Source organism: Pseudoxanthomonas kaohsiungensis, from assembly GCF_010211765.1.
In the GTDB taxonomy this organism is placed as follows: Bacteria; Pseudomonadota; Gammaproteobacteria; order Xanthomonadales; family Xanthomonadaceae; genus Pseudoxanthomonas; species Pseudoxanthomonas kaohsiungensis.
Genome location: NZ_PDWO01000007.1, coordinates 140,372 through 151,664 on the forward strand (window position 1 = coordinate 140,372; position 11,293 = coordinate 151,664).

Annotated in this window: 13 protein-coding genes; 11 read left to right on the plus strand and 2 right to left on the minus strand. The window is 63.6% G+C overall.

Annotation, left to right across the window (positions count from 1 at the left end; all coding sequences use genetic code 11):
• Nucleotides 1-23: 23 nt before the first annotated feature.
• Both pilM and CSC66_RS09525 read left to right on the plus strand, forming a co-directional pair.
• Nucleotides 24-446, plus strand: a complete 423-nt coding sequence (gene pilM / locus CSC66_RS09520; protein ID WP_162377168.1) for a type IV pilus biogenesis protein PilM — start codon at nucleotides 24-26, stop codon at nucleotides 444-446.
• A gap of 76 nt (nucleotides 447-522) precedes the next feature.
• A complete protein-coding gene (locus CSC66_RS09525; RefSeq protein WP_162377169.1) occupies nucleotides 523-1,089 on the plus strand; it encodes a type IV toxin-antitoxin system AbiEi family antitoxin domain-containing protein in 567 nt (188 codons plus the stop codon).
• Nucleotides 1,090-1,101: 12 nt separating this feature from the next.
• Here the strand turns inward: CSC66_RS09525 and CSC66_RS09530 are convergent, their stop codons facing one another.
• Nucleotides 1,102-1,599, minus strand: coding sequence for a hypothetical protein (locus tag CSC66_RS09530; RefSeq protein WP_162377170.1), 498 nt, complete (start codon nucleotides 1,597-1,599; stop codon nucleotides 1,102-1,104).
• 167 nt (nucleotides 1,600-1,766) lie between these two features.
• On the opposite strand from CSC66_RS09530, the gene CSC66_RS09535 reads away from it, so the two are divergent.
• Nucleotides 1,767-2,183 carry a hypothetical protein gene (locus tag CSC66_RS09535; RefSeq protein ID WP_162377171.1) on the plus strand — a complete coding sequence of 139 codons (417 nt, stop codon included), beginning with the start codon at nucleotides 1,767-1,769 and terminating at the stop codon, nucleotides 2,181-2,183.
• Between the two features lie 59 nt (nucleotides 2,184-2,242).
• Here the strand turns inward: CSC66_RS09535 and CSC66_RS09540 are convergent, their stop codons facing one another.
• Complete coding sequence (locus CSC66_RS09540) at nucleotides 2,243-4,519, minus strand: DotA/TraY family protein (RefSeq protein WP_238394351.1); 2,277 nt, start codon at nucleotides 4,517-4,519, stop codon at nucleotides 2,243-2,245.
• A gap of 364 nt (nucleotides 4,520-4,883) precedes the next feature.
• Here CSC66_RS09540 and icmW point away from each other — a divergent pair, with 364 nt between their 5' ends.
• Genes icmW through CSC66_RS09580 form a run of 8 tightly spaced genes read left to right on the plus strand, consistent with a single transcriptional unit; the run spans nucleotide 4,884 to nucleotide 11,249 of the window.
• Complete coding sequence (gene icmW, locus CSC66_RS09545) at nucleotides 4,884-5,372, plus strand: type IVB secretion system protein IcmW (protein WP_162377172.1); 489 nt, start codon at nucleotides 4,884-4,886, stop codon at nucleotides 5,370-5,372.
• Nucleotides 5,365-5,931, plus strand: a complete 567-nt coding sequence (locus CSC66_RS09550; protein WP_162377173.1) for a hypothetical protein — start codon at nucleotides 5,365-5,367, stop codon at nucleotides 5,929-5,931. Before icmW ends, CSC66_RS09550 begins: the two co-directional genes overlap by 8 nt.
• Nucleotides 5,928-7,055 (plus strand): hypothetical protein, encoded by a 1,128-nt coding sequence (locus CSC66_RS09555; protein ID WP_162377174.1) that lies wholly within the window; start codon nucleotides 5,928-5,930, stop codon nucleotides 7,053-7,055. The genes CSC66_RS09550 and CSC66_RS09555 overlap by 4 nt, the downstream gene beginning before the upstream one ends.
• Nucleotides 7,055-7,906, plus strand: a complete 852-nt coding sequence (locus CSC66_RS09560) for a hypothetical protein (RefSeq protein ID WP_162377175.1) — start codon at nucleotides 7,055-7,057, stop codon at nucleotides 7,904-7,906. The genes CSC66_RS09555 and CSC66_RS09560 overlap by 1 nt, the downstream gene beginning before the upstream one ends.
• A complete protein-coding gene (locus CSC66_RS09565) occupies nucleotides 7,903-8,637 on the plus strand; it encodes a hypothetical protein (protein ID WP_162377176.1) in 735 nt (244 codons plus the stop codon). Before CSC66_RS09560 ends, CSC66_RS09565 begins: the two co-directional genes overlap by 4 nt.
• 2 nt (nucleotides 8,638-8,639) lie before the next feature.
• On the plus strand, nucleotides 8,640-9,530 hold the full coding sequence (locus tag CSC66_RS09570; RefSeq protein ID WP_162377177.1) for a M23 family metallopeptidase: 891 nt from the start codon (nucleotides 8,640-8,642) through the stop codon (nucleotides 9,528-9,530).
• A 16-nt stretch (nucleotides 9,531-9,546) separates the two neighbouring features.
• Nucleotides 9,547-10,944 carry a helicase HerA domain-containing protein gene (locus tag CSC66_RS09575; RefSeq protein ID WP_162377178.1) on the plus strand — a complete coding sequence of 466 codons (1,398 nt, stop codon included), beginning with the start codon at nucleotides 9,547-9,549 and terminating at the stop codon, nucleotides 10,942-10,944.
• Nucleotides 10,945-10,946: 2 nt separating this feature from the next.
• Nucleotides 10,947-11,249, plus strand: coding sequence for a hypothetical protein (locus CSC66_RS09580; RefSeq protein WP_162377179.1), 303 nt, complete (start codon nucleotides 10,947-10,949; stop codon nucleotides 11,247-11,249).
• The last annotated feature ends 44 nt before the right edge of the window (nucleotides 11,250-11,293 follow it).

An 11,293-nucleotide genomic window follows, 5' to 3' on the forward strand; every position in this document is an offset into this window, starting at 1 on the left:
CAATGTACGGAATGGCTTTGACGATGTTCTTCCTGATCTCCTTGGTTGGCATGTCGATGTCAATGACGATGGATGCGGCCGAATCGAAGTACGAGCACAGCGTGCAGAGCCTCGCGGAGAATGTGACCGTCTACATGGCCTATGCAAAGCAGTACCGAGATGCGAATCCGGGGTTCACCGGTGCTGTCTCGGATGCTTCGTTGGGCCTGCCACAGTGGTATGGCAAGCAGGAAAGCATGCAGCTGTTTGTCTCTGGGGGTCGTGCATTCATCTACCTGCCGAGCCTTCCGGATGCACTGGCGTTCGATGCCGGCTTCTACATTCGTGAGCGCACCCAGCTTGCCAGCTTCGGCAAGAAGGCCGGCGGGCAGATAATCTCTGCCGACGGCGTCGTCGTGTCCGTGCCGTCCCAGATTCCCAACGGTGCGTTCGTCTTCGTGAACTGATCTGCACCACGCGCGGTGCGTCTGAGCGTCATCGAGTGCTATAGGAGGCGTTGTGGATCAGAGGGAGCTGAAGCAGGTGCTGGACGCCCTGGCACGGCAGCGGCGCTATATCATCTCGGTGGACGAGCTGCACGATGTCTTCGGTGAGTCGCGAGCGCAGCTGCGTGTCGGGTTGCATCGGCAAACCATGGCGGGTGCGATCACGCGATTGTTCCCAGGGATCTACGCGAACCCTCAGGCAGTGGTGAAGCGACTCATCAGCCGTGGGGACGTGGTTCCGTACCTTAGACAGGCTGCGGAGCTGTACGTCAGCCTGGAGAGTGCGCTTCATGTTCACCGTCCAGCGTCTGCGGCCAAGCCCAGAGCGCTGACGGTCATGACCACCGGTCGATCTCTGCTATGCGACCTGGAAGGCTTGGGCGCGGTGGAGTTCGTCCACACCAAGCGCATTCCGGATCGATGGGCCGACCAACTCGCAGAGTCCAGGTATGAAGGGCTGGCGCTGGCCAGCTATCAGCTTGCTATCGACGACATGCTGAGAACCGGGCGGCCACTTGAAACGTGTGATTACCGGCGTCGACGCCATATCGGCGTACCCGTAGGTCGCGCTCCGGCGCCCTGGGCTGGGCGCAAGGAAGCGTAACGGCGGCCTTAGTCAGGCCGCGGCCTTCTGGACTAGCACGAGGTAATGGCCGGTGGCGCAGCTCCGCAGTTGAAACGAGCGGCGCACAGGCTCTTGGCCTGCGCGAACGCGAGGCGGACTGGCCAGCCAGCCCTCATTGTCATCAGGCTGCCGAGGAGCGTCCAGGGGCAGGTGCATGGTGCGACCTGCTACCAGGTTCACCAGATAGGGCCGGTGGGCGGCCAGGAAGCCTTTCAAGCGGCTCTCCTGGTGCGCTCGGTGGGCGTCGTTCACGACCCGGGTAAGAATCTCTTCACGTAGCTCCAGATAGCGTCCCTGGAGGAGGGTGGTTGCCTCCTGCCGCTGCTGCAGGGCCTGCTCGCGAAGCTCGCTAAGGGCGCGCAGCAGCTGATCTCCGGGAGCTTCGCTCGCCAGTAGGGCCGGAAATAGGATTGAGAGGTCGCGTGCGACGGTACCGGCCGCCGCGGTGGCTACGGTGTCGCGGGTTACGGGGTAGACGGGCGTGGTCATAAGCCAGGTATATCGGCGCGCTGGGCGCGCTGCTTGAGTCCGCGCCCAGCGAAAGATCGTGGTGAGAGGGGGGCGCACCGCTTTGACCCAAGCTGAAGTTGAGGCCGGTCAGTTGACGGTAACGGCACGCATATCGTACCTTGAATGTCAAGCCAGAGCGAGACGTCATGCCCTACTACGAATTCCAGAACGGCCAGCTGCAGGAGCGCATGCAGGGGCAGCTGACCGGCCTAAGGGCTCGCCGAGACGCTGACGATGCCGATCGCAATGCGGCGGCGTGGCAGCAGCATGCGAAGAAGCTGGAGGCCCGGCTGCAGGTAGTTGGCCGGCAGCTGCAACTGGAGCAGTTGGCGACCCAGCAGGCTCAGGACAACGAGCGCGCGATCCGCGCGGTCAGCGACGTCCATCGCGACACGGTCCGTGCGCTGCAGGCCGAGCTTGCCAGAATCGATCCCACGAACGGCCTGGCCAATGTGGAGAAGGTCCGCGAGGCCTGCAGGAAGGAGATCGACGATCGCCTGGCCAAGGGGGGGCTGGTGATGGACCGGCGAGATCCGAACAACGTGCGGATCTACCGCAAGTAGCCTGGTGTTGTAGCGAGAACCGCAGGAAGTAAGGCCCCCTTTCGGGGGCCTCTTCATTTTTACGTCGCGTCAGTTCTATCCGTCGACCCACCACCGTAGCTCGTGGGTGCCAAGTCTGCATCCGTCGGTTGATTGCCGCCACCGCCTTTGTCGCCAGTGCCACCGCCCCCATCATTGGGGCCGGAGCGCTGGCCATCCTTGCCGCCATGGCCACCACCGACCACCGATCGGCTGTGGCTCGCGGCGCCGGCGAAGACGTGCTGCGACTCCCGGGCTTCATTGTCGGCGATGCCTTCCATGCCCACTGCGCTGCCCATCCAGCGGAAGGTGCGGTCCGGCACGAAATTGATCAGCGAGAACACCGCGTGCAGTACCGTGGTCTGGATGATCGCGTAGATGACCGAGTAGGCCACCAGAGCACCCAAGCCGTTTGCGCTGTCGTGCATCGCACCCTTGACGGCGAGCATGTACCCGCCGTTGACCAGATGGGAGATTGGCTGAGCCACCCCGATCGACAGGATCAGACCGAACAACATGAGGATCGGGCGCATGATCACCGAGAGGATGATCATGTAGCCGGGTCCGGCGCGGCCGACGGCATCGTCGCCATCTGGGTGTATGTGTGCAGCGGCAAAGATCGGTGCAGCGACCATCGCTTCAGCGATGGAAACAACCCACTTGATGACGCCGGCGGTCCAGGCAATGAAGGGAATCAGAGGAATGTAGAACGCCATCATGGCGCCGGATGCAAGCAAAACCATGATCATCGCATTGAGCAGGAACGCCAAGCTGCCTAGGGCACCCTTCAGGCTGAAGCCAAGGCCTACGGTCCAGTCGACTGCCTTGGCATCTGCCAAGCCGCCGGTGATGAACAGGGTGCCCGCCTGCACCCAGGCAACGTTCATGATGATGTCGCCAATCGATTTGACCTGGGAAATGTGCGAGGTATTCGAGCCGGCCATGTTTTGTGTGATCAGCTCGATGCCTGCTAGGGCTGGTCGCGAGAGGCACTTGCGCAGGTCCTCCCATCCCGTTGGCATCGGCAGACATGCTTCCGCATCCAGCCGTAGCTCGTCCTTGTACGCAGCGCTTGTAGAGTAGGAGCGCGCCCGCAAGAATTCTTCAGTGACCGCCATCGCGTCGGCATAGCCGACGAGCGCATCGGCGGCCTCCTTGTTCGAGATGTCCGACGCAGTCGAGGAAGGCAGCGAGTTCAGCGAGAGCTGGACCGCATCATTGAGCGAGATGATGTGGTTGTAGTACGCGCCCGCGTTGACCCAGCCTCCTTCCTTGGCGAAGTTCACGAAGGCGTCCATGGGCCGGCTGTTGGCATTGTCCACGGCCGACTTGGCGGCCTGGCGAAGCCGGTTCTCGTAAGCGTAGGCCGCCTGGAGCACGAGTTCCGGCCCGGGCTTGTTGCCATCCACGATTTGCTGCGCAACGGGCGTCATCGCCGCGATCGTGGCGCGGACAGCCTCACGGTGGGCCTTGCGAATGTTGCCGGTGTCCAGGTACTTCGCGTTGCCTGCGTCGCTCTCGCTGCTCTCCTCCCAGTTGAGCGATCCACAGATCTCCGGCTCGATATAGGAGCCGTTGGTCGCTGCCCAGCTGAAGTCAGTGACCGGCACCATTACCGGCTTGTAGCCCATCCCCAATGGGGCGGCGCCGAGGGACACGACGTCGTCGGTCGGCACCATCGCGCGGGTCAGGTACGTCTTCTCCTGCACCGATACACGGTCGGGTCGACCGCTTTCAGCGTAATGCTTGTTCATCGCCAAGCGGCAGACCTCGAACCGCAGGATGTTTGCCACCAGCGGGCGAGCGTTTGGCATGGACGGGTGATTGATCATCCCGGTCTGGTCCACCCGGTCGAGCATCGCGATCCAGGCCCGGTCGGCCACGCCGACGCCCTGCAGGCCAAGCCACATGATCAGGATCTGGATCAGCGAGAAGCCGCCAGCCAGGGGCAGCAAGAGAGCACTGCCGGCTACGGTGCGCAGAGGAACCCAGATCGAGTTCATCTTGCGTCCCAAGAACTCGCCGTCATGCGCGGTGTTGATCACGCCGGAGATCGTGCTGTAGGCAACGAAGATCATGCCCAGGAATAGCACGGCGGTGTTGAACACCTCGAACCCTGCGCCAATCACCGTGTCGTTGGAAGCCAGGCTTCCGGCTCCGTTGCCAATGACGAAATCCACCACGTTGCCGAAGACCTCGCGGAGGATCCCTAGCGAAGTGTCGTCGGCTGGCGGGGTGAACGGGCCGCGGTCCTGCGCGAAGGCCGAACCGCTGAGCATGGTCAGCGCAACACCATTGAGGATCTGCCGGGGGCGCATGGTTACTTCCTGTCGAAAGTGGGCGCCCGGCCGAGGGCCGGGAGCGGGGTAGGAGTCGGGGTCTGCTCGACCTCTTCCAGTCGGCTGAGCAGCTTTCCGGTCACGGCCTGCCAGTTCCCTGGACGGCCCCGGGGCGGCGCAATGGTCGAGGCCGCCTGCGGCACCCCCGAAGGACGCGAGCCGGTGCCCTCCCCCGGAGCTGCAGGCGGCCGAACCCCGGCTGCCGCAGTGGTCTGCGGCTCCTCCGGTCTCGTGCGCTGCAGGTCTCGGATGAGCTTGAGCATACGTATTGTTGGGTATTGACCCGCTGTGATAGTCAGATGATACTGGCAACATCATAAACCAATCAAAGTTAACCTGCGCGATGCTCGATCTTGATGCGAATACGGTCAGGCAGCACTGGCTGGAGGCCTCACCCGGCCTCGCGGAGCTGCTGGACCATATCGAGCGGACCGAGGACTGGACGGTGGACGGCAGCCCGGCAATCGGACGCCGCCTGGTGGAGCTGGGCGTAGCGCTGAACCGACCCGGCGCGGCCAGGGCGCTGGAAGCGCTCGATCGGGATCGGCTGTTGTTCCTGCTGGTCTACATCAGCTCGTCCAAGGCGCTTCGCCTGCTGCAGTGGCTGGACAACGCACACGCCGGCATGGGAACGCGTCTGCTAACGGCGCTGCTGGAAGACGGCGCGCGGGCCGTATCCCAGCTTCAGCACGAGGCATTGGTGCAAACCATGATCCAACGCTTGCGGATCATCCAGAACACGCCGTTTCTCAACTCGGTTTTCGACCCAACCACCTTGGGACAACTGGAAAGGGTCATCCGCCAACACAACGAGGATGTCAGTCATGCGTAACGCGACGCGCAAGCTCGCCCCGGTTGCCCTCGGCCTGGTGCTCATGCCCGGTCTTGCGGTCGCGCTGGATCCGTCAGCAAAACAAGCGGTGTGCGACGAGATCCAGCAGTCGGCAAGGAATGCAGCCTCCACGGCCGTGCAGGTCTACTCGCCCAAGACCAGTCCGACGAACGTTTTCAACCAAGCTACGCAGGCGTGCCTGGAAGTCATTGTCCAGTACAACAAGATACCGATGGGCATGATCAATATCGGCGTCCTGCAGCCGCTCCTGCAGCAGCTCGGTCGCGATCTGGTGACGAAGAGCTGCAATGCGGCGAAAGACCGGTTCCAGCAGACGCTCAACGAAGCGTTGGCGGATCAGGGGCTCCGCTACAGCAACGGCAATCTCACCTATTCGGGCTCTGGCGGATCGATTTCCACCAATGGCAGTGGCGTGAACGTGTCGGGTAGTAGCGACTACCTGGGCACCGTGAACGGATCGGCCAACGCTGACGGCAGCGGTTCGGTGAATTCCAGCAACTCCGGCGGTCTGCTCAACTGGGGAGGGGATAAGCCATGAAGCGCACTTTCGCAGCTGTGGCACTGGCAACCTCACTGGGCGTCGGCGGCTACTTCGCCGTTTCGCCTTCCACTGCGTGCTGCGGAGACGGCATCGCCGCTGCGGCAGGTGCCGAGTCGGCCGGCGCGGCCGTTGTTGCCGCGATCGGTTCCGCAGCGTCGTCAATGTCAGTGCTGCTGAACACCATCAACTCCAACGTCACCACGGGCCTGGCCCAGGTGGTGCAGGAGATCAGCAAGCAAACTGCCTCGCAGAAGACGATCGAGGAAGGCACGATCCAGGCCACCACCCAGCTGTACATGGAGGAGAAGCGAGGCGATGCGGTCGTCGACTACGCGCTCTCGCCACGTGCATGCTTCGAGGCGCAGGCGGCGACGGCCGTGGCCGGCGGCGCCTCGTCAGTCAACCAGTCCACGACGAACCTCATGCGGGGGTTGCAGGACCGAACGCTATTCACCACGAACACCGCCGCGGCAGTGGACAGAGTCTTCCGTACGCATGCCGAGAAGTTCTGCTCGGATCGTGACGTCGAGCTGGGGCGATGCACACGTGCGGCGGATGTGGATCTGCAGAACGCCGACGTGCGCGCCGACAACATCCTGGGCCGTGACGTCCTGACGGCAGATCAGCTGGCGGCCGCGACGGCCTACCTGAACAACGTGATCAATGCGGTGCCGACCCAGAATGTGCCGAAGGGTTGGGAGCGCACGCCGCAAGGCCGCGCCTTCGTCGCGGGCCAGCTGATGGAGCAGAGCAAGCTGTCCACCGCTGCGCTGTCGATGTCCAGAATGGTTGCCATGCGTCGCGTAGAGGCTGGCCTGGGCGCCAAGGCAGACCTGAATGTCGCCGACGTTTCACCCATGCAGCTCATGAAGTCCCAGGTCAACGGACGTTTCATGGATCCGAACTGGTACAAGATGATCGTCGGACCTGGCTTTGGTGAGGTGAACCAGCTTCGCGAGAGCAACAAGATGCAGGCGCTGGAGCTCTATCTGGCAATGCAGGCATACGAGCAGGGCGAGCGAATCGAAGCCATGCTGGCCGCTGACATCGCCACGAGCATCAAACGCGACTCCGAGCAGCGCTTGTCGCAGGCGCGTGCAGCTGCGGCGAAGGCTCAGTAATGAGTCGTCTCCGCGCCATCGCGATCGGCTTGGGCGGCGGAGCCGTTCTGAGTGTGGGACTAACCACCATGCTCAATGCACAGGCGGTGACGTGCTGCGATCCATGGGGAGCGGTCGGTCACGCTGCATTCGTGCAGGCTGGCAGCGCCGTGGTGAGCTCGATCACCGGCGCGGTGACCACCTTGGCCACCCAGATCCAAACCGGCCCGATGTACAACTGGGACTCCGGCGTTGCGAACTGGCTCCAGGAGCTCGGCAAGAAGACAGCGACTACCAAGCTGTATGCCGAGGGGCAGCAGAACGTCGCAATGCAGCTCTATATGCAGGACAAGGCGGCCCAGGCGGCGATCGATACCTTGGAGCCGGCCGCTTTCGACGAGACCATCACCAGTGCGCTGATGCTCGCCGACCAAGACACGACCGTCCGAAAGGCCGTCGCAAGGTATGGCCAGAACCACGCGTCCTCGCTTCTGGCAGGCCCCTACGAAAGCAGTCTGCGCGGCGTGAATGAGCGGCATGCCCGGTGGTGTTCCCAGGCCGAGGTCGACCAAGGCGGTTGCAAGGAAGCAGCGGCGCCGGGCATGGAGTATGCCGACGTCAACGCAAGCACCGTGCTCTATCCGGCGGCCGGCATGACCTACACCGACGAAGGCAGGCAGGCCGCCATGGACTACGTCAGCAATGTGGTGGGTGCAAAGAGTCTGCGCGTCCCGTCCAGCCCCGATTCCCCCCAGGCAGCAATGGTGGAGGGGATGACGGTGGCGGACCAGGCCGCGCTGTCAGCCGCCGCGTTCTCTCTCAACAGCCATATGGCCGAGCGCACGCGCCGACTGGAGACCGAAGGCCCATGAAGTACGCCACGCTGTACCTCGCCGCGAGCACCCTCATGATCCTGGCCCTAGCCGCCTGTAGCGATCGGCCTGCCAATGCTGGGCATGCGGCTCCAGCGCCGGGGGCTGCACAGGCTGATGAACCGGTGCGCACAGCCGAGCCGCTTCCGTTCGATCCAGCGCTGGTGACCCGCGTGCGTGACGCGATGAGGGAGCCCGAGCTGGCCAGCAAGATTCCCGGGATGCAAGGCGCTTCGGCGCTGTGCGACAAGTGGATTCCCGTCCCCCAGCCTGCAGGTTGGTGCGAGACGGAAACCGACGGAATCGTACAAGGTCTGCTGATCGACGCTGCGCGGCTGCAGGAAGGCGGCTTCTCGGTTTCGGCGGAGGTGCTGGCACGCAGCGCACTGGGCAAGGCGGGCGAGTCGGCGACGCCCGCGGCGCGTGCTCTCGCATCCGCCTTCATCGACATGTACAAGCCCACCACCACCGAAGCGTCAGATGCTGCCGATGTGCAGTTCAACGAGGACCTGAAGCGCTACTGGACGGTTTGGGAAGCCGCGGCGCAGCACGTGCAGACATTCCCAGAACAGCAGCGGTCGACGGCAGAGTTGTTCCTGAAGGGCACGCTGTACCGCGACCAGGTGGCTATCAAGGCCGGAAAGCTGGTCGACCTCACTCCAGCACAGCAGGCCCAGCTGGATGAGGCGCTGCAGACCATCAGCGATTTCCACGAGAGCGAAGGTCGCTGAGCGTGCGCGAGCCGAGCACCCGCTTTGCTTTGATGATCGTGGCGGCACTTGCTGTCATGCCAGCCGCCGCACGAGCTGATATCCAGCCTGGGTTCTCCTCGTGCGTGGAGGATCCGCTGCGCGAGAACGCGAGCCGGGCACGCGTGTCCAGCGACGTGAATCCGGCGCGACGCAACCCGGTAACCGGGGTCGTCCGCTGGCACAAGGGTGTCGACCTGGCGATCGCGATCGGCACCCCGGTCTACGCGGCCAACGACGGGACGGTAACGGCGAAGTGGGCCACCGGTGGTGGCGGACAGAGCATTCGCCTCACAGGTGGTCGTGGTGGGTACACAACCGTCTACTTCCACCTCTCGAAGTACCTGGTACGCAACGGCGACGTCGTCCGGGCGGGCCAGCCAATCGGCCTGGTGGGCAATACGGGTGTTGGCACTGGACCGCACCTTCACTTCGAGGTCTGGAAGGGCAAGGAATTCAGCAAGAATCCGAAGGGACTGTTCTGCGGCGGCGCGGGCGGTTACGGGGCGGCCGACGGCGCCGGCGACGAACCCGAAGGTGAGCCGATGCCGCCGGAAGCCTATGCCGGAAAGATGCCGGAGGCGCCGAACATGGAAGCGTGGGACGACATGTCCGTGCGCGAGATCATCGAGGCGGAAGTGGGCAAGCGCTATACGAACTCGGCATGGATCCGCGACGAGGGCGAGCGAGGTGAGGCGCCCCTGCGCGTGGAGGCGCTGCACATGCGCGCCCTGCAGATCTACATCAAGCAGCGCCGTGTCGACCAGAAAGCACGCATCGAACTCCTCATGGCGATGCGCCTGGCGCGCAACTCGAACCGTGAGATGGACATTCGCATGGAGCGGCAGCGCAGCGCCGCAGCCAAGTCGCAGTAGTCGAAGGAGAAGCACAGTGCGTCATGTGATGGGTCTGAACGATTTCATGCTCCGCAAGGAGGGCAAGGAAGTTCCCGTGGTCTATGATCCGGCGCGCTGTCTCAACAGCCACGTGGCCCTGATTGGCATGAGCGGCTCAGGCAAGACGCACCAGATCAAGCAGCTTCTACGCTCAGCCGCGCTGGGAGGCGCAGAGCTGGACATCTTCGATGTGCACCACGAGCTGGACGCCGTCCCGGGTGCGCGCTGTGCGATGTACAGCCAAGCCACTGGATACGGCTACAACCCCCTGGTGCTGGACCTGGATCCGCACGCCGGCGGCGTCAACCGCCAAGCGGACTTCATCGTGGGCTTGATCAAGCAGGTCACGACGCAGTTCGGATCCAAACAGGAAGCCGCTCTGCGGAACCTGATCGTCGACTGCTATGCATCCCGCGGAATTTTCGCTGACAACCCGCGATCCTGGGCACGGAAAGAGATCAGCGAGCAGGAACGCCGACGGCTGATGGACCAGCGCGAGTGGCAGCAGCTGCGCGAATACTACCCGACGCTCAGTGATCTGCTGGCCTACGCCGAGACGAAAGTCCTTTCGCTGATCTTCGGCGGCGACAACAAGGCCATGAACGCGCTGGAGGCGCTTGCCAAGCTCAATGCCCGCCTGCAGACGCTGGCCCTCAAGGAGCGAAGAGCGGGTGTCCAGGCCGAAGAGCGAAGCAAGCTCGAAGGCCAGATCGAGGCGCAGCAGAAGCGATGCATCGACGCGTACAGCGAAGCCATCATGGCAAAGCCGACGCGCGAGGCGAAAGACGTTCTCAAATACGACAGTAAGGACGTCCTGGTCGGCGTTATCCAGCGCCTTCAGATCCTGACGGCCGCCGGTATCTTCAACGCCACCGCGCCGCCGTTCGGCGACGCCAAGGTGCGTGTGCACCAGATCAAGTCGCTGAGCGACGAGCAGCAGATCCTGTTCGTGAAGTTGCGCCTGCGCGCGATCTTCGAGCGAGCCAAGCAGATGGGTCCGACGGCGTCGGGAACCGAGCTGCGATTCGTATGCATGTTGGACGAGAGCCCGAAGTATTTCAGCGAGGACTCCGACGACATCATCAACGTGATTGCCCGTGAGGCGCGCAAGTTCGGCATTGGTCTGTGGTGCGCCGCGCAGCAGCCAAACTTCCCGGAGTCGTTCATCACCAACTGTGGCGCAAAATTCATTTTGGGTATCGATGCCAGTTATTGGAAAACCGCGCAGCAGCGGATGCGCATCACCGAAGAGGGCCTGAAGTGGATCAAGCCCAAGGAAGTGATGGCCGTGAAGTTGCACAAGGAAGGGCAGCCGGATCCCCCGTTCGTCAACGTCGTGGTGCCGAATCCGGGCACTGAGGCGGGGCGCCGCGCTTTGGCGAAGGCGGCCTGACCATGCTCGGCGCCGTCGTCTATCGCCCACAGGTGCCGGTTCCCCGGCGCGACCAGTTTCCGGAGACGCTGCGCGATCGCGCCGAGCGCGTGCGCCTGGAGGGTGTCGGGACCGACCGCACGCCCATCGTCATGGGTTGGGTGGTGCGCACGCACGGCCGTCCGGTGCGCGAGGTGTTCGACCACGGCAGCAAGGATTGGCTCCGGGCTAACGGCTTCCAGCCGTCCCGAAACGGGCAGAAGTGGACGCGTCCGGATCGGCCGAGTGGGGTGGCGGAGCAGGGTGGTGGCCCCAGTGGTCCCTAGCCCAGTTCACGGGCCGGTGCGCGGCTGGATCGCCGGCATCGGCA